At 63.4% G+C, this 15980-nt stretch carries 16 protein-coding genes; 7 read left to right on the forward strand and 9 right to left on the reverse strand.

Features of this window, described 5'->3' with window-relative positions:
• Nucleotides 1–207: 207 nt before the first annotated feature.
• Both glpG and glpE read right to left on the reverse strand, forming a co-directional pair.
• Complete coding sequence (glpG, locus tag OKB81_RS13875) at nt 208–1041, reverse strand: rhomboid family intramembrane serine protease GlpG (protein WP_029313427.1); 834 nt, start codon at nt 1039–1041, stop codon at nt 208–210.
• Between the two features lie 29 nt (nt 1042–1070).
• Nucleotides 1071–1394, reverse strand: a complete 324-nt coding sequence (glpE, locus tag OKB81_RS13880; protein ID WP_005307320.1) for a thiosulfate sulfurtransferase GlpE — start codon at nt 1392–1394, stop codon at nt 1071–1073.
• A gap of 163 nt (nt 1395–1557) precedes the next feature.
• Here glpE and OKB81_RS13885 point away from each other — a divergent pair, with 163 nt between their 5' ends.
• On the forward strand, nt 1558–2151 hold the full coding sequence (locus OKB81_RS13885) for a LysE family translocator (protein WP_053288912.1): 594 nt from the start codon (nt 1558–1560) through the stop codon (nt 2149–2151).
• Here OKB81_RS13885 and OKB81_RS13890 read toward each other — a convergent pair.
• The 6 genes from OKB81_RS13890 to OKB81_RS13915 form a co-directional block, all read right to left on the reverse strand.
• Nucleotides 2130–2975: a helix-turn-helix transcriptional regulator gene (locus OKB81_RS13890; protein ID WP_053288911.1), complete on the reverse strand. Its 846-nt coding sequence runs from the start codon at nt 2973–2975 to the stop codon at nt 2130–2132. The genes OKB81_RS13885 and OKB81_RS13890 overlap by 22 nt on opposite strands.
• Nucleotides 2976–3057: 82 nt before the next feature.
• Entirely contained in the window at nt 3058–3759 is a 702-nt protein-coding gene (locus OKB81_RS13895; RefSeq protein ID WP_053288910.1) for an ABC transporter ATP-binding protein, read from the reverse strand.
• 10 nt (nt 3760–3769) lie between these two features.
• On the reverse strand, nt 3770–4543 hold the full coding sequence (gene livG / locus OKB81_RS13900; protein ID WP_010672381.1) for a high-affinity branched-chain amino acid ABC transporter ATP-binding protein LivG: 774 nt from the start codon (nt 4541–4543) through the stop codon (nt 3770–3772).
• The gene (locus OKB81_RS13905) at nt 4540–5808 is read right to left on the reverse strand and encodes a high-affinity branched-chain amino acid ABC transporter permease LivM (RefSeq protein WP_039041002.1); all 1269 of its coding nucleotides are present in this window, start codon (nt 5806–5808) and stop codon (nt 4540–4542) included. The genes livG and OKB81_RS13905 overlap by 4 nt, the downstream gene beginning before the upstream one ends.
• An 82-nt stretch (nt 5809–5890) precedes the next feature.
• Nucleotides 5891–6817 (reverse strand): high-affinity branched-chain amino acid ABC transporter permease LivH, encoded by a 927-nt coding sequence (gene livH / locus OKB81_RS13910; protein ID WP_010672383.1) that lies wholly within the window; start codon nt 6815–6817, stop codon nt 5891–5893.
• Nucleotides 6818–6883: 66 nt separating this feature from the next.
• Nucleotides 6884–8005, reverse strand: a complete 1122-nt coding sequence (locus OKB81_RS13915) for a branched-chain amino acid ABC transporter substrate-binding protein (protein WP_053288908.1) — start codon at nt 8003–8005, stop codon at nt 6884–6886.
• 435 nt (nt 8006–8440) lie between these two features.
• On the opposite strand from OKB81_RS13915, the gene OKB81_RS13920 reads away from it, so the two are divergent.
• Complete coding sequence (locus OKB81_RS13920; protein ID WP_042017407.1) at nt 8441–9445, forward strand: substrate-binding domain-containing protein; 1005 nt, start codon at nt 8441–8443, stop codon at nt 9443–9445.
• An 83-nt stretch (nt 9446–9528) separates the two neighbouring features.
• On the opposite strand, the gene norR is transcribed toward OKB81_RS13920, so the two are convergent.
• A complete protein-coding gene (norR, locus tag OKB81_RS13925; protein WP_053288907.1) occupies nt 9529–11055 on the reverse strand; it encodes a nitric oxide reductase transcriptional regulator NorR in 1527 nt (508 codons plus the stop codon).
• A 170-nt stretch (nt 11056–11225) separates the two neighbouring features.
• Between norR and norV the strand changes: the two genes are divergently transcribed.
• The 5 genes from norV (at nt 11226) to tnaC (ending at nt 15863) form a co-directional block, all read left to right on the forward strand.
• Nucleotides 11226–12710: an anaerobic nitric oxide reductase flavorubredoxin gene (norV, locus tag OKB81_RS13930; RefSeq protein WP_053288906.1), complete on the forward strand. Its 1485-nt coding sequence runs from the start codon at nt 11226–11228 to the stop codon at nt 12708–12710.
• The gene (norW, locus tag OKB81_RS13935) at nt 12707–13873 is read left to right on the forward strand and encodes an NADH:flavorubredoxin reductase NorW (protein WP_053288905.1); all 1167 of its coding nucleotides are present in this window, start codon (nt 12707–12709) and stop codon (nt 13871–13873) included. The genes norV and norW overlap by 4 nt, the downstream gene beginning before the upstream one ends.
• Nucleotides 13874–13924: 51 nt before the next feature.
• Nucleotides 13925–14263 (forward strand): DUF1971 domain-containing protein, encoded by a 339-nt coding sequence (locus tag OKB81_RS13940; protein ID WP_042864709.1) that lies wholly within the window; start codon nt 13925–13927, stop codon nt 14261–14263.
• A gap of 122 nt (nt 14264–14385) precedes the next feature.
• Entirely contained in the window at nt 14386–15603 is a 1218-nt protein-coding gene (locus OKB81_RS13945) for a 4Fe-4S binding protein (RefSeq protein ID WP_052814748.1), read from the forward strand.
• 188 nt (nt 15604–15791) lie between these two features.
• Nucleotides 15792–15863, forward strand: coding sequence for a tryptophanase leader peptide (tnaC, locus tag OKB81_RS20865; RefSeq protein ID WP_223302601.1), 72 nt, complete (start codon nt 15792–15794; stop codon nt 15861–15863).
• The last annotated feature ends 117 nt before the right edge of the window (nt 15864–15980 follow it).

Consider the following 15980-nt stretch of genomic DNA (forward strand, 5'->3'; position numbering starts at 1 on the left):
TGGATTTAGGGACTCAGAATACTTTTTTCTGAAAATCAAGGCGGCCTTCCCCGGAAAGCCGCGATGAACCTTTTTTTATGGCAAATCGGCTCAGGCTGGCCTGTGGTGCCTGTCCAGCCAGCCTTGGGCAAGGCCGACCAGCAGACCCGCCAGGTGAGCCATGTTGGTGGTCGCTTTGGTTGCCGAGCCGTTGCCGGCAACCAGGCCTCACCCCGGCCTGTGGTGCCTGTCCAGCCAGCCCTGGGCAAGGCCGACCAGCAGGCCGACCAAATGGGCCATGTTGGCGGTGGGGGTGCCGAGCATGTCCAGGAAGCCGAGTACCAGCCAGACCAGCATGAAGCCCATCAGGGCTGGCGGCATGGCGAGGCCGCAATCCGGTTGCAGCCTGGTTCGCAGCCAGCTGTAGCCGAGCAGGGCATAGACCACCCCGGAGAGGCCGCCAAAGCGCGGGCCGCTGACAAAGAACTCGGCGATATTGGGCAGGGCAGCCCCGACGATGAGCAGGATGAACAGCTTGCCGCTGCCGAGGCGCTGCTCTATCTGGCCACCGAGATACCACCACCACAACAGGTTGAACACCAGGTGCAGCACCGAGAAGTGGATGAAGGCCGGGGTGACGTAGCGCCAGGCCTGCCAGTCGGTGAACTGGGCCAGGGTGGGGTGGAAGGCGAGCTCGTCGAAGATGGGCAGGCCGATGGCATCCAGAGCGTAGATGGCCAGGCAGGCGATGATGACCACCAGGGTCAGGGGGCCCGCCTGGTGGAGGAAATCGGTGACCGGATCCGTCATCCCCTTGCTGTAGTCGATCCGGGCATCGGCATGGCCGGATTGCCAGGAGGCCTCCATGTAGCGGGGGTGATTGGGTTCGCTCAGGAAGCGCTTGACCTCCTGCTGGGCCTGGGCGAGGCGCCGTTCGTCTGCCAGCCAGACCGAGACGCCAAGCTCTGACTGGGTCAGCTCGCACGGAATGCCCAGGGTAGCGAGATAATCCACCAGCGCCTGGGCCATGCGGGCGTCACCCAGCACCAGCAGTTGGATCATGCCGGTTGAGGAGGAGCGACCCGCCTCTGTCATGCGTCCCCCGCCTGGATGGGGAACTCCCTGCGCCAGGCCTCGAAACCGCCATCCAGGCTATAGACCTCGTCATAGCCTTGTTGCAGCAGGTACTGGGCCGCCCCCTGGCTGCTGTTGCCGTGATAGCACATCACGATGACAGGGGTATCGAAGTCCACCTCGTTCATAAAGCGAACCAGGGTGCCGTTGGTAAGGTGGAAGGCGCCGACTGCGTGGGCCGTCTCGAAGGATTGGGGATCGCGAATGTCCACGAGACGGGCTTCGCCTGCGCTCAGCTTCTGGTGGGCATCATGGGCGCTGATATGGGCAAACTGGTCCATTGAGATGTCCTGAAAATGGAAGGTTGAAGGGCAGTTTACCGCAAGCGGCGGTTTGCGCTAAGTGTGCAATGGAGGCGGCATCCAGGGGATCGCAATTTTCTTCAATATCGGGCCGCCCGGGCCGGGTAGGCTCGGGCTTCCCTCAATTGAATGAGCATCATCCATGGAATTCAGTCTGCTGTTATCCATGGCCGGGTTTGCCCTGGCCATGTCCATCTCCCCGGGGCCGGTGAATCTGGTCGCCCTTGGCACCGGCGCCCGGTACGGTTTCACGGCCAGCCTGCGCCACGTGGTGGGGGCCACCCTCGGCTTCATCCTGCTGCTCCTGCTGATGGGGCTGGGTCTTGGCGGCGCCCTGTCCCGCTGGCCTGTGGCGCTGGGGGCCATTCACTGGGGCGGCGTGCTCTTTCTCGGCTGGATGGCCTGGCAGTTGCTGGTGGACAGCGGCGAGGTGAAGGAAGTAGAGGGTGTGCCCCCCGCTTTCTGGTACGGGGCCTTGATGCAGTGGCTCAATCCCAAGGCCTGGCTCGCCGCCAGCATGGGGATGGGAGCCTATGGGATCGCGGGCGGCATGAGCCAGATCGCCCTCTTTACCGGCATCTATCTGGTGATCTGCCTCGGCTCCATCGCCTGCTGGGCCTATGCGGGCAGCCGATTGCAGGGGTGGCTGGTCTCTCCTCGCCGATTGCGCTGGTTCAATCGGGCCATGGCGCTCTTGCTGCTGCTCAGCGCCGCCTATCTGGTGCGCTCGTCCTGAGGGACGAGCTGCGCTTTGTACTGGCCCGGGGTGGCGGCCACCCGGCGTTTGAACTGGCGCTGGAAGTGGGCCTGATCGGCAAAACCGCTGGCAAGGGCCACTTCCGCCAGGGGCTGCCCCTGGCGCAGCAGGGTGCGGGCGTGGCGAATGCGCTGATCGAGCAGGTAGGCGTGGGGCGTCATGCCGTAGTGGCGGCTGAAGGCGCGCACGAAGTGGGAAGGGGTAAGCCCGGCCACCGCACTCAGCTGTGCCAGGGTGAGGGCGCAGGCACTCTCGTCCTGCATCAGCTCGGCGGCTCGCTGCAGGTGCCGGGGAGGGCGGTCATCCCACTTGGCCGGGGTGAGCCTGGCCAGAAGCTGGCGGCTGAAGAGGTGGCAGGCCACTTCGCGAGCCAGGGGATCCGGCTCCTCCACCAGTTGCCGATGAAGCCGGCAGAGCCCCTGGTAGAGCAGGGGATCCCGGCTTGCGGTCATGTCGAAGGGGCGAAACGCGTTGCCGAGCCCGGCCTCCTCCTGCTGGCGCTGCAACCAGAGGTTGTCGATGTAGAACATCAGATAGGACCAGGGCTGGTCCGCGACGGGATTGCAGGCGTGCACCTCTTCCGGGTTCATCAACACCAGGCTGCCGCGGCCGACCTCTTGCAGGCTGCGCTGGTTGAGGTAGTGGCTGTGGCCGCCGGTGATGGCGCTGATGGAGAAGTGGGGGTGGCTGTGCTTGTCGTAGCAGACGCGCCGGCCATCCTGCACCGCCCGCGCCTCGATGAAGGGCAGGGCGGGATCGTGCCAGAAGTGGTGCTGATCCTGCGTCGCCCGCGCACGGCTCACGATGTACTCCTCGGCGGGGGGCTGTTCCCCTGCCTGGCTCGGGGAGCGCGGCAGGGGAAGGGTGACGATGGTTGCTGCATCCTCAGCCGCCGAGATAGGCCTGGCGGACGGCGGGGTTGGCCAGCAGGGCCTCTCCCGTGTCTTGCAGCACCACCCGGCCGTTCTCCAGCACATAGCCGCGATCCGCCAGCTTGAGCGCCTGGTTCGCGTTCTGCTCCACCAGGAAGATGGTCATCCCCTTCTGGCGCAGTTGCTCTATGGTGTCGAAGATCTGCTGGATGACGATGGGCGCCAATCCGAGGGAGGGTTCATCAAGCAGCAGCAGGCGCGGCTTGCTCATCAGGGCGCGGCCGATGGCCAGCATCTGCTGCTCGCCGCCGGACATGGTGCCTGCCCGCTGCTCCAGCCGCTCCTGCAGGCGGGGGAACAAGGTAAATATCTGATCCAGCAGGCCGCGCTGCTCCGCCTTGTCGACGAAGAAGGCCCCCATCAGCAGGTTCTCCTCCACCGTGAGGCGGGCGAAGATGCGGCGCCCCTCCGGCACCACGGCGATGTCCTTGCGCATGATGCGGGCGGTGGTGAGAGAGTCTATCTGCTCCCCCTCGAACCAGATGGAACCGCTGCTGGGCTTGGGCTCGCCACACAGGGTCATCAGCAGAGTGGTCTTGCCGGCGCCGTTGGCGCCGATCAGGGTGACGATTTCCCCCTCTTTCACCTCGACGCTGACGTCGTGCAGCGCCTGAATTTTGCCGTAGTGGGTCGATACGTTGCGAAGTTCTAACATCTTTTTGTCCTTACGACTCGCCCAGATAGGCCTTGATCACCGCCGGATTGCTGCGGATTTCGTCCGGTTTGCCGTGGGCCAGCGGGGTGCCCTGGTTGACCACGAAGATGCGGTTGGAGATCTCCATCACCAGCTTCATGTCGTGCTCGATCAGCAGCACCGAGACCCCGAACTCGTCCCTCAGGTTGGAGATGAGCTCGTTGAGCTCGTCGGTCTCCTTGGGGTTGAGGCCTGCGGCCGGTTCATCCAGCATCAGCAGTTCGGGCCGGGTCGCCATGCAGCGGGCGATCTCGAGGCGGCGCTGCTGGCCGTAAGCCAGGTTGCCCGCGGCGCGGTTGGCGAGATCCTTGAGGCCCACCTTTTCCAGCCAGAAGGCGGACTGCTCCAACCCCTCTTTCTCGGCACGGCGGAAGGAGGGGGTCTTGAACAGGCCGGCGATGAAGCCGGTATTGAGATGCCTGTGCTGGGCCACCAGCAGGTTTTCCACCGCCGTCATCTCCTTGAACAGGCGCACGTGCTGGAAAGTCCGCACTATGCCCTTGCGGGCGATGAGGTGGCCGGGCAACCCCTGGATCTCCTCACCCTTGTAGCGAATGACACCGCCACTCGGGCGATAGAAGCCGGTCAGGCAGTTGAAGATGGTGGTCTTGCCCGCCCCGTTGGGGCCGATGATGGAGATCACCTCCCCCTTTTCCACATCCAGCTTGACGCCGTTGACCGCGAGCAGGCCGCCAAAGCGCATCGACAGATCTGAGACATCCAACAATGGTTGATTGTTGCTCATTTACGCAGCTCCATATGGGGTCGACTCATGGGCAGCAGTCCCTGCGGCCGCCAGATCATCATGAATACCATCAAGAGACCGAACATCAGCATGCGATATTCGTTGAACTCGCGGGCGAGCTCCGGCAGCACCGTCATCACGATGGCCGCCAGCACCACCCCGATCTGGGATCCCATGCCCCCCAGCACCACAATCGCAAGAACGATGGCCGACTCGATGAAGACGAAGGATTCCGGGCTGATGAAGCCCTGGCGTGAGGCGAAGAAGCTGCCGGCAAAGCCCGCGAAGCAGGCGCCTATGGTGAAGGCGGTCAGCTTGATGATGGTGGGGTTGAGCCCCAGGGACTTGCAGGCGATCTCGTCTTCCCGCAGCGCCTCCCAGGCACGGCCGAGCGGCATGCGCAGCAGGCGGTTGATGACGAACAGGGTCGCCACTACCAGCACCAGGGCCATCAGGTAGAGGAAGATCACCTTGTGGTTGGCGTTGTAGGCGATGCCGAAGAAGTCGTGGAAGGTGCCAAAGCCCCCATCCTTGACGGTGCGGTTGAACTCCAGGCCCCCCAGGGTCGGTTTCGGAATGCCGGAGATCCCGTTCGGACCGCCGGTCAGGGTGGTCATGTTGTTGAGCAGGATGCGGATGATCTCGCCAAAGCCCAGGGTGACGATGGCCAGGTAGTCCCCCCGCAGCCGCAGCACCGGGAACCCGAGCAGGAAGCCGAAGGTGGCCGCCAGCAGACCTGCGATGGGCAGACACTCCCAGAAGCTCAGACCGAAGTAGGTGTTGAGCAGGGCGTAGCTGTAGGCGCCGACCGCATAGAAGCCGACATAGCCGAGGTCGAGCAGACCGGCGAGGCCCACCACCACGTTCAGTCCCAGCCCCAGCATGATGTAAATCAGGGTGAGGGTGGCCAGATCGATGGCGCCGCGAGAGGCCATGAAGGGCCAGCTCACCGCAAACAGCAGCACCAGCACGGCGGTGAGGTTATAGAGCTTGGGGGCCTCTTCGGGGCTTGGCAGCACCAGCTTGGTGAAGCCGACGGAGAAGCCGCTGATGGAGGCCTGGAACAGGCGGCTTATCTGGCCGCGCAGCATCTGGAACCAGAAGACGATGGTGGCGCCCCCCAGCAGCCAGGCCAGCGACACATCGAGGCGGCTCACCACCAGCAGGCGGGAGCCATCGGTCTCCAGCTTGAAGCCGAGCAGCCAGAAGGAGAGCACCAGCAGCACCAGGCTGGCGATGCAGGCATGGATAAATTGACGTTTCATCAGACTTTCTCCACTTCCGGACGGCCGAGAATGCCAGTGATGGTCATGAACAGCAGCACGAGGGCATGCATAGATTGGTTTTTCATACCTTCTCGACCTCCGGACGACCCAGGATGCCGGTGGGCATGAAGAGCAACACGAAGATGAGCAGGGCAAAGGCCATCACATCCTTGTACTCGGTGCTGAGATAGCCCGCGGTGAGCGCTTCCACCACGCCGAGCAGCAGGCCGCCCAGTACGGCACCGGGAATGCTGCCGATGCCGCCCAATACCGCGGCGGTGAAGGCCTTCAAGCCCGCCATGAAGCCGAGATAGGGGTTGATGACACCGTAGTACATGCCGAGCAGCACCCCCGCGACGGCGGCCAGGGCGGCCCCCAGCACGAAGGTGATGGAGATGACCACGTGGGTGTCTATCCCCAGCAGGTTGGCCATCTTGATGTCTTCGGAACAGGCACGGCAGGCACGCCCCATGCGGGAGCGGCCGATGAACTGGGTCAACGCCAGCATGGTGACGAAGGTCACCACGAAGATGATGAGCTGCATGTAGGAGAGGCTGGCCTGGAAGCCATCCTCGCCGCCGAGGGTCCAGCCCCCGGAGATCAGAGTGGGCATGGCGATGTCACGCGAGCCCTGGGCCATCCGCATCATGTTCTGCAGGAAGATCGACATGCCGATGGCGGAGATGAGGGGGATCAGGCGGTTGCCGCCCCGCAGTGGACGATAGGCCACCCGTTCTATGGACCAGCCATAGCTGCCGGTGATGATGATGCTGACCAGGAAGGCGCCCCCCAGCAGCAGCACGGTGCTGTCGATGCCCATCATCATGAGCCCGGCCATCACCATGAAGGCGACATAGGAGCCGATCATGTAGACCTCGCCGTGGGCGAAGTTGATCATGCCGATGATGCCGTAGACCATGGTGTAGCCGATGGCGATCAACGCATAGGTGCTGCCTATGGTCAATCCGTTCAGCAACTGCTGAACCAGATAAAGAAGGTGTTCGGACATACCGCGTTCCCTGTGTACTTGCCCGCAAAGAAAGGAGGGGTGACTCACGTCACCCCGACCGGCAGATTATTTGAGTTGAGTGGAGGTACCGTCGGCGTGCCACTGGAACACACCGAATTCGAAGCCTTTCAGGTCACCGTTCGGCGCCCAGGTCAGGGGGCCCATCACGGTGTCGATCGGTGCAGCCTTGATGGCGGCAGCGACGGCAGCCGGATCATCCTCGCCCGCCTTGGCGATACCGGCCGCCAGGGCCTGCATGGCGGCGTAGGTGGTCCAGACGAACGGACCGGAGGAGTCCTGACCCTTGGCCTTGAACGCTTCCACTATGGAGGCGTTGGCCGGCACCAGGTCATATTTGTTCGGCAGGGTCACCAGCAGGCCTTCGGAAGCCGGGCCGCCGATGGCGGAGATGTCCTTGTTGCCCACGCCTTCCGGACCCATGAACTTGGCCTTCAGACCCTTCTCGCCAGCCTGGCGCAGGATCAGACCCAGCTCGGGGTGGTAGCCGCCGTAGTAGACGAAGTCGACGTTCTCTTTTTGCAGCTTGGCGATCAGGGCGGAGAAGTCCTTGTCGCCGGCGGTGATGCCCTCATAGGCAACGACCTTGACGCCGGCCTTGTCCAGCGCGGCTTTCACGCTGGAGGCGATGCCTTCACCGTACTGTTTCTTGTCGTGGATGACGGCCACGCGCTGGGGTTTGACCTGCTCGATGATGTACTTGGCGGCGGTCGGGCCCTGGTCGCTGTCCAGACCGATGGTGCGCAGGGTCAGCTGGTAACCGCGCTCGGTGATCTTGGGGTTGGTGGAGGCGGGGGTGACCATCAGGACCCCTTCATCTTCATAGATGTCGGAGGCGGGCAGGGTGTTGTCGGAGCAGAGGTGGCCGACCACGAACTTGACGCCGTCGTTGATCACCTTGTTGGCGATGGCCACGGCCTGCTTGGGATCGCAGGCATCGTCATAGATGACGGCTTCGATCTGCTTGCCCTTGATGCCGCCCGCCTTGTTGATCTGCTCGACCGCCATCTTGCCGCCGGTGAACTGCATGTCACCGTACTGGGCGACCGGGCCGGTCAGGGGGCCGGCAATGCCGATCTTGATGGTATCGGCCGCATTGGCCATGGAAACTGATCCAAACAGAGCCAAAGAAACCGCTGCTCTGACTGCCATTTTGCTGAAGTTATGCATTGATTCGTCCCTTAATCAGTGAATTGTTTCATTTTATGCACGTCATTCCGAGCCTGTGTCCCGCCAGCCCGGCGATAGATAAGGTTCTATCATTCCTCGCCGGGCAATAACAAGATGTTAAAGATACTAACCGGAGCAGGTGTGAGAGAGGTTTTGTGAAACTAACACGCAGTTTATTGCTGTTTACTGGAGTTTAATGTCGTCAAAGTGGTGCAACATACAGATAACAAATTGTCATGGTGACAATTTCCAGAGTAAAAAACTGACGATATTTCATTCTGCATCCGCTCTCATTTTGACCAAAATCCGTTTGCGCAAAAAGAAATGACCGCATAGATTAGCCAGCATTGATAATTCACTGGCAGCGCCCGTTAAAACCAAGCCTTTATTCGGGAAATCTGCTACTGTTCCGCCTTTGTTATTCAGGAGACAGAGATGGCAACTATCAAGGATGTCGCCTCGCGCGCAGGCGTATCCATCTCCACCGTCTCACATGTACTCAATCACACCCGTCGGGTCAGCGAAGACGCAACCCAGAAAGTGCTTGAGGCGGTGGCAGAGCTGAACTACGCGCCCAACTCGGTGGCGCGCAGTCTCAAGATCAATTCGACCAAGACCATCGGCATGCTGGTGACCACCAGTGCCAACCCCTTCTTCGCGGAAGTGGTACAGGGGGTGGAAGCCTACTGCTTCGAGCAGGGTTACAGCCTGATCCTGTGCAACACCGAGAACCAGCCGCCACGCCAGCAGCACTATCTGCGCATGCTGATGGAGAAGCGGGTGGACGGTCTGCTGGTGCTGGGGACCGATATCGACACCCAGTTCAGGGACATGCTGCGTATCCACAAGAAGGTGCCGCAGGTGGTGCTGGACTGGGGCAACGAGTGCGATTTCGCCAACGTGATCAACGACAACGCCCGCATCGGCGCGCGTCTGGCGGTGCGCCATCTGCTGGAGCAGGGCCACACCAACATCGTCTGCATCACCGGCCATCTCGCCAAGCCGACTACCCAGCAACGGCTGGACGGGGTGCGCGATGCCCTAGCTGAACAGGGGATGACCCTGAAAGAAGAGCAGATCTTCGAAGGGGACTACGAGAGCCAGAGCGGCTTCGATGCCATGCAGCGCATCCTGGCCCTCACCCCTCGCCCGACCGCGGTCTTTGCCTTCGACGATCCCATGGCCATCGGTGCCATCTGCGCCGCCTGGGAGGCCGGGGTCAAGGTGCCGGACGATATCTCCATGATCGGTTATGACGACGTGGAGATGGCGCGCTTCTCCAGCCCGCCGCTCACCACCATCCGCCACCCCAAGGCCGAACTCGGCCTGCTGGCGGTGCAGCAACTGGTGAGCCGGATCCGCAACAAGGAGCTGGAAGTGGAGTCCATGACGGTGCAGCCCGAGCTTATCGTCCGCCGCTCGGTCAAGTCCCTGCGCTGACGGCGCCACGGGTGCCATGAACAAGAAACCCCCTCGCCAGCGAGGGGGTTTCTGTTTTTGGGCCCCTCTCGTATCTGGGGGCGTCAGGCCTTGAGACCGAGCCGCCTGGCGAGGCGGTGCAGGTTGCCGCCGTCCAGATCCAGCGCCCGGGCGCTGGCGGCCCAGTTGCCGTCATGGGCCGTCAGGGTCTGCTCGATGAGTTGGCGCTGGAACAGATCGGTGGCGGCGCGCAGGCCCAGGCCGGCAATGGCCGGAGAGGCGGGCTGGCTGACGGTGTCGGCGGGAAGGGATGAGCCCGTCGGTCCCAGGTTGAAGTGGTGGGGTTTCAGGGTCGGCGAGGGGCTGCCCTGTTCGGCCCTGGCCAGCACGGCGGCGCGGTGGATGGCGTGCTCCAGCTCCCGCACGTTGCCGGGCCAGTCGTGGCGCTCGAGCAGTTGCAGCGCCTGTGGCTGGATACGCAGCTGCTCCAGCCCCAGGCCGAGCCGGCAGCGCTCGCAAAAGTAACCGGCCAGCAGGGGAATGTCGCCCGGACGTTCCCGCAGTGCCGGGGCGTGGATCGGGAAGACGCTCAGCCGGTGGTAGAGGTCGGCCCGAAACTGCCCCTCGACCACCGCCTGTTTCAGATCCCGGTTGGTGGCCGCCAGGATGCGCACATTCACCTTGAGCGGGGTGTCGTCACCGATCCGCTGCAGATCGCCGTATTGCAGCACCCGCAGCAGCTTGGCCTGCAGCGCCAGCGACAGCTCCCCTATCTCGTCGAGAAACAGAGTGCCCTTGTCCGCCAGCTCGAACTTGCCCGCCCGATTGTGGATGGCGCCGGTGAAGGCCCCCTTCACGTGGCCGAACAGCTCGCTCTCGGCCACGGATTCGGGCAGGGCGGCGCAGTTGAGATAGACCAGGGGGGCATGGGCGCGGGGCGAGCCGCCATGCACCGCCTTGGCGATCAGCTCCTTGCCGACCCCGGTCTCCCCCAAAATCAGCACGTTCAGCTCGGAGCTTGCCACCACGTCTATCTCGTGGCGCAACCGGGCCATGGCGGGGGAGTGCCCTATCATCTCCGGCTGCTCAGGGCCGGGCCGGGTGCCGGGGACCAGGGGCTCGCTGCTCTGGCGGGCGAGCCGCTCCAGCAGCAGGGCGTTGTCGAGGGCGGCGGCGGCCAGAGCCCCCACCAGCCGCAGCTCCTCGTCGCTGATGCCGTCGAACTGGGTCGGGTTCATGCCGTCTATGGTCAGGGCGCCGATCAGCGCCTGATCCGAGAAGAGCGGCAGGCCGACGCAGGCGTGTACCTTGAAGTCGTCGTGATCCGGCAGCAGGCCGTCATAGGGGTCGGGCAGGGTGCTGTCGGCAGGGAAGCGCACCACATCCCCGGCGCGGGCGATGGCCTCGAGGCGCGGGTGATCCTTGAGGGCGAAGCGGCGGCCCAGCACGTCCTGCATCAGGCCGTCGATGGCCAGCGGGATGAACTGGCCCCCCTCGTAGCGCAGCAGGGCCGAGGCATCCGATTTCAGCAGGCTGCGCACGCTCTGGATCAGGCGGTGGAAGCGGTCCTGATGGGAGATGCCGAGTTGCAGGTCGAGGGCGATGCGCGCCAGGCTGTCGGTCGAGATCACGATAATTGTCCAAATGACAGTGTGTTTGTGATTTTGACTATAAAGGCATGGTGTCATAATGACAATGTGTGATATGCGAAACCATTAAAAACAACGAGTTACATTTTGGCACGTCCGCTGCAATAGCTGGTTCAGTTGAACATCCACTATTGCATTCGAGGAACTGCCTGATGAGCATTCACGTCAAGAACAACATCCACTGGGTCGGCCAACGGGACTGGGAGGTACGCGACTTTCACGGCACCGAGTACAAGACCCACAAGGGCACCAGCTACAACAGCTACCTGATCCGCGAAGGGAAAAACGTGCTGATCGACACCGTCGATCACAAGTTCAGCCGGGAGTTCGTGCAGAACCTGGCGGCCGAGATCGATCTCGCCGCCATCGACTACGTGGTGATCAACCACGCCGAGGAGGATCACGCCGGCGCCCTGACCGAGCTGATGGCCCGCATCCCCGGCACCCCCATCTACTGCACCCACAACGCCATCGACTCCATCACCGGCCATCATCACCACCCGGAGTGGAACTTCCACCCGGTCAAGACCGGTGACAGCCTGGACATCGGCAACGGCAAGCAGCTGGTGTTCATCGAGACCCCCATGCTGCACTGGCCCGACAGCATGATGACCTACATGACCGAGGATGCGGTGCTGTTCTCCAACGACGCCTTCGGCCAGCACTACTGCGACGAGCACCTGTTCAACGACGAGGTGGATCAGACCGAGCTGATGGAGCAGTGCCAGCGCTACTACGCCAACATCCTCACCCCCTTCAGCCCCCTGGTGACCGCCAAGATCAAGGAGGTGCTCGGCTTCAACCTGCCGGTGAGTATGGTGGCCACCTCCCACGGCATCGTCTGGCGCGAGGACCCCACCCAGATCATCCTGAAATACCTGGAGTGGGCCGACCACTATCAGGAAGATCGCATCACCTTGTTCTACGACTCCATGTCCAACAACACCCGCATGATGGCCGACGCCATCGCCCAGGGCATCCACGAGGTGGACCCCGGCGTGGCGGTGAAGATCTACAACGTGGCCCGCCACGACAAGAACGAGATTCTGACCCAGGTGTTCCGCTCCAAGGGGATACTGGTGGGTTCCTCCACCATGAACAACGTCATGATGCCCAAGGTGGCGGGCATGCTCGAAGAGATCACCGGCCTGCGCTTCCGTAACAAGCGCGCCTCGGCCTTCGGCAGCTACGGCTGGACAGGTGGTGCGGTGGACCGGATCCAGACCCGATTGATGGATGCAGGCTTTGACATCAGCCTCTCCCTCAAGGCCAAGTGGCGGCCGGATGGCTCGGCGCTGGCGGAATGCCGCGAACACGGCCGCCAGCTCGCCCGTCAGTGGGCGTTACACCCGCTGGACGCACCCCGCCCGATCACCACAACCCAGACAACCGTGACGCCCGTCCCCGCGATGCCTGCTGTTGAGCCGCAAGCCGCAGCGGCCGCCGCCGAATGGGATGACGACCAGGCCATGCTCTGCACCGTCTGCCAGTGGGTCTATGACCCGGCCCAGGGTGAGCCGGATCAGCTGGTGGCGCCGGGCACCCCCTGGGCCCAGGTGCCGGAGAGCTTCCTCTGCCCCGGCTGCGGCATCGGCAAGGAGGTATTTGAACCCTGCGCCGTGGAGGCCTGTGTATGAGCGCAGCAACGCAGAGTGACGCCGGCATCAGCCGGGAGATAGTGGTGATCGGCAGCGGCTTCGCTGCCCAGCAACTGGTCAAGAGCCTGCGCAAGCTTAACGCCGAGCAGCCCATCCGCCTCATCACCGCCGACAGCGGCGATGAGTACAACAAGCCCGACTTGAGCCACGTGGTGAGTCGGGGCTGCCCTGCCGCAGCCATGACTCGCCTTAGCGGCAGCGATTTTGCCGAGCAGCAGCGCATCGCGCTGCTGCCCCACTGCCCGGTGCATGGCATCGACCCTGCCCGGCGGTTGGTGCTGACCGAACGAGGGGAATTCCCCTACGGCCAGCTGGTGCTGGCCACCGGTGCCAGTGCGGCGCGCCCCGATCTGCCGGGCAGCGAATCCCTGGTCACCCTCAACAGCCAGCAGGAGTTCGCCGCCATCGAGGCGCAACTGCGCCAGGCCCGCCGCATCCTGGTGCTGGGGGCGGGGCTCATCGGCTGCGAGCTGGCGATGGACATGGCGAGCGCAGGAAAAGAGGTGACGCTGGTGGATCTGGCCGACAGCCCCTTAAGCGCCCTGCTGCCCGCCGCCCTGACCGAGCCGCTGCAACAGGCCCTGCGCACCCAGGGGGTCAGTCTGCAGTTCGGGACGGGTCTCGCCAGGATAGATGCCCAGCCGGGGGATGGCTGGCGCGTCACCCTGACCGATGGGCGCATCAGCGAGCAGGATCTGGTGATCGCCGCGATCGGCCTGCGGCCGAATCAGGCCCTGGCCCGTGGGGCCGGGCTGGCAGTGGAGCGCGGCATCCTGGTCGATGATCGGCTGCAGACCAGCGATCCCCATATCTTCGCACTGGGGGATTGCGTGCAGTGGCGGGGCCAGCTGCTCCCCTTCCTGCAACCCATAGTGCTGGGGGCCAATGCGCTGGCGCGCACCCTGCTCGGCACGCCGACCCCGCTGACCCTGCCGCCCATGCTGGTGAAGGTGAAGACGCCGCGTTATCCCTTGCAGTTGGCCGGCCGCACCAAGGGCGAGGATCTCGCCTGGCAGTGCCGCTGGAACAGCCACGGCATGGTGGCCGAGGCGCGCGATCAAGCCGGCGAGCTGTGCGGCTTCGTGGTGGGGGGCGACCAGATGAGCGCCGCCTTCCCGCTGCTGCGTCAGCTGCCCCGTTAACCCCTTTCATTGCACCGGCCGGGTCGACCCGGCCACGCGAGGAGAACCGATATGGCCATGCAACTGATTCCGTCTCACTGGGTAGTGCGCCGCTCCACCCCCTTCTTCACCCGCCAGAATGTGCCCCAGGCCCTGCTCACCCACCACAACACCGCGGCCGGGGTGTTCGGCCAGCTCTGCGTGATGGAGGGCACCGTCACCTATCACGGCTTTGCCGATGAGCAGGCCGAAGAGCCCGAGCTGAGCCTGGTGATCCGGGCCGGGGAGTTTGCCACCAGCCCGCCCCAGTACTGGCACAGGGTAGAGCTGTCGGAGGATGCCCGCTTCAACATCCACTTCTGGGCCGAGCAGGCCGAATCCGACCAGCCGCTGTTCCACAGCCGCAAATAACGGGGTTTAAGGCTGAGGGGGCGGAGCGGGCAAATGCCCCCTCTGCCCATGCAGATCAAAATCATCAACTCAGATGTTGGTTATCCTGCCCCCTCGATTCGGATGAGCACTGTGAGGGAAGCATGAGCCTGTTGGAAGCCCTGACCATGACCTCGGGTCTGGTCTATCTGGTTCTGTTGTTGTGGCAGGGCCGCAGCGGTTGGGGCTGGACGCTCTCTCTGCTGTTGGCCGCCGCGCTCTGGCTGCTGGTGGCGGATTCGGTACTCTGGCTCGCACTGGGGCTGGTGGCCACGACCCTGGCGCTCTGGCTGCGCTATCGCCCCCTACTCATGCTGGCCCACATAGACAGTCAACGTCTCAGAACGGCCACCAGGCAGCTATTGCTGCTGTGTTGGGTGTTGGTGGCGGTTCAATATGTTGTTCATATCGGACAGTTGGGGCTGGGGATGACCCCCTGGCTGGTGCGCCCCGACGTGGTGGACGGTTTCCTGCCCATCGCAGGTGGTCTCGGGCTGCGGGCCTGGCTCGGGCAGGGGCTGACGGACCCCCACCACCCGGCGGCCACCGTCACCGTGCTGGTGCTCTCCCTGTCGGCCCTGCTGCTGGGTCGGGCGTTTTGTGCCTGGTTCTGCCCGCTCGGGCTGGTGGGGGAGTGGCTGCACGGCCTGCGCTCGCGCCTGTTGCCGGGGGAGTGGACCCCGCCGCGCTGGCTCGATGCCGTGTTGCGCGGCCAGAAGTTTCTGGTGCTCGGCTTTCTGCTCTTCATCATATTGCTGGCGGTACCCGCCGCCGCCCTGCCCGGCTACCTCGCCAGCCCCTACCATCAGGCGGCGGACATGAAGATGGGGGCCTTCTTCTTCAACCTGACCCTGATCTCGGGCCTGTGCCTTGGCTGGGTGCTGCTGCTCACCGCCACCTTCCGGCAAGGGTTCTGTCGCTACCTCTGCCCCTACGGCGCCTGGTTCGCCCTGCTCGGCCTGCTGACCCCACTGCGCATTCGCCGCGACCCGGCCCGCTGCCTGCGAAGTGCGGGCCACGACTGCGACAAGTGCAGCCGGGCCTGCCCCTCGCGCATCCAGGTGCACCAGCTCATCGCGGTGCGCAATCTCGAGTGCACCAGTTGCCAGAGCTGCGTGGCCGCCTGCCCCAAGCGGGCCGATGCCCTGCATCTTGGCACGCAAGGGCAGCGACTCGCCCCCCGCCAACTGCTGGGGCTGCTCTGTCTGTTGCTGCTGGTGTTGCCGCTGCTCGCTTACGGCTTGCTGGATCTCTGGGTCAGCCAGACACCGATCCCTGACCGCTACGAGTTGTTGCAGCGGCTGCCCTGGCTGAGCCACTGAGGGGGAAAGGGCAAAAGGTGGATGATGGGGGGATCTTTCGGATTGGCGATAATAAGCTGTATAAAAATCCCCCGCCAAATTGTTAGCGCCATCCCACTTTGCTCATATTACAATTGATCATATAGCGCTCCCCACCATAATGGGTGCTGTTATTTGGCGTTGTTAATATCAATTGGATGAGCAACAACATGAATATCAAGGTCAGCTATCCCAAGTGGTTTACCCTGGACCATAAGATCGCGTTCTTCTTCCCGCTGTAATTCCCCGCGGCGGCGCGGCATGCCTGCCATGCCAAGAGCCCAGGGCGGGATCGCACTTTGTTAATGAAATTTGAACAGGCTGATCGTCTGTGATCTAATCACGTCTCCATGCAGGAG

The organism is Aeromonas sp. QDB56 (assembly GCF_027705505.1).
Taxonomy (GTDB): Bacteria; Pseudomonadota; Gammaproteobacteria; order Enterobacterales; family Aeromonadaceae; genus Aeromonas; species Aeromonas caviae.

Bases quoted from the DNA above. Each gene is read 5' to 3' on its own strand.
- norV (WP_053288906.1), top strand. From the start codon at position 11,226: ATGAGCATTCACGTCAAGAACAACATCCACTGGGTCGGCCAACGGGAC.
- OKB81_RS13905 (WP_039041002.1), bottom strand. From the start codon at position 5,808: ATGAAACGTCAATTTATCCATGCCTGCATCGCCAGCCTGGTGCTGCTG.
- OKB81_RS13945 (WP_052814748.1), top strand. From the start codon at position 14,386: ATGAGCCTGTTGGAAGCCCTGACCATGACCTCGGGTCTGGTCTATCTG.
- OKB81_RS13920 (WP_042017407.1), top strand. From the start codon at position 8,441: ATGGCAACTATCAAGGATGTCGCCTCGCGCGCAGGCGTATCCATCTCC.
- livG (WP_010672381.1), bottom strand. From the start codon at position 4,543: ATGAGCAACAATCAACCATTGTTGGATGTCTCAGATCTGTCGATGCGC.
- glpG (WP_029313427.1), bottom strand. From the start codon at position 1,041: ATGATCCAACTGCTGGTGCTGGGTGACGCCCGCATGGCCCAGGCGCTG.
- glpE (WP_005307320.1), bottom strand. From the start codon at position 1,394: ATGGACCAGTTTGCCCATATCAGCGCCCATGATGCCCACCAGAAGCTG.
- OKB81_RS13895 (WP_053288910.1), bottom strand. From the start codon at position 3,759: ATGTTAGAACTTCGCAACGTATCGACCCACTACGGCAAAATTCAGGCG.
- OKB81_RS13915 (WP_053288908.1), bottom strand. From the start codon at position 8,005: ATGCATAACTTCAGCAAAATGGCAGTCAGAGCAGCGGTTTCTTTGGCT.
- OKB81_RS13940 (WP_042864709.1), top strand. From the start codon at position 13,925: ATGGCCATGCAACTGATTCCGTCTCACTGGGTAGTGCGCCGCTCCACC.
- OKB81_RS13885 (WP_053288912.1), top strand. From the start codon at position 1,558: ATGGAATTCAGTCTGCTGTTATCCATGGCCGGGTTTGCCCTGGCCATG.
- livH (WP_010672383.1), bottom strand. From the start codon at position 6,817: ATGTCCGAACACCTTCTTTATCTGGTTCAGCAGTTGCTGAACGGATTG.
- norW (WP_053288905.1), top strand. From the start codon at position 12,707: ATGAGCGCAGCAACGCAGAGTGACGCCGGCATCAGCCGGGAGATAGTG.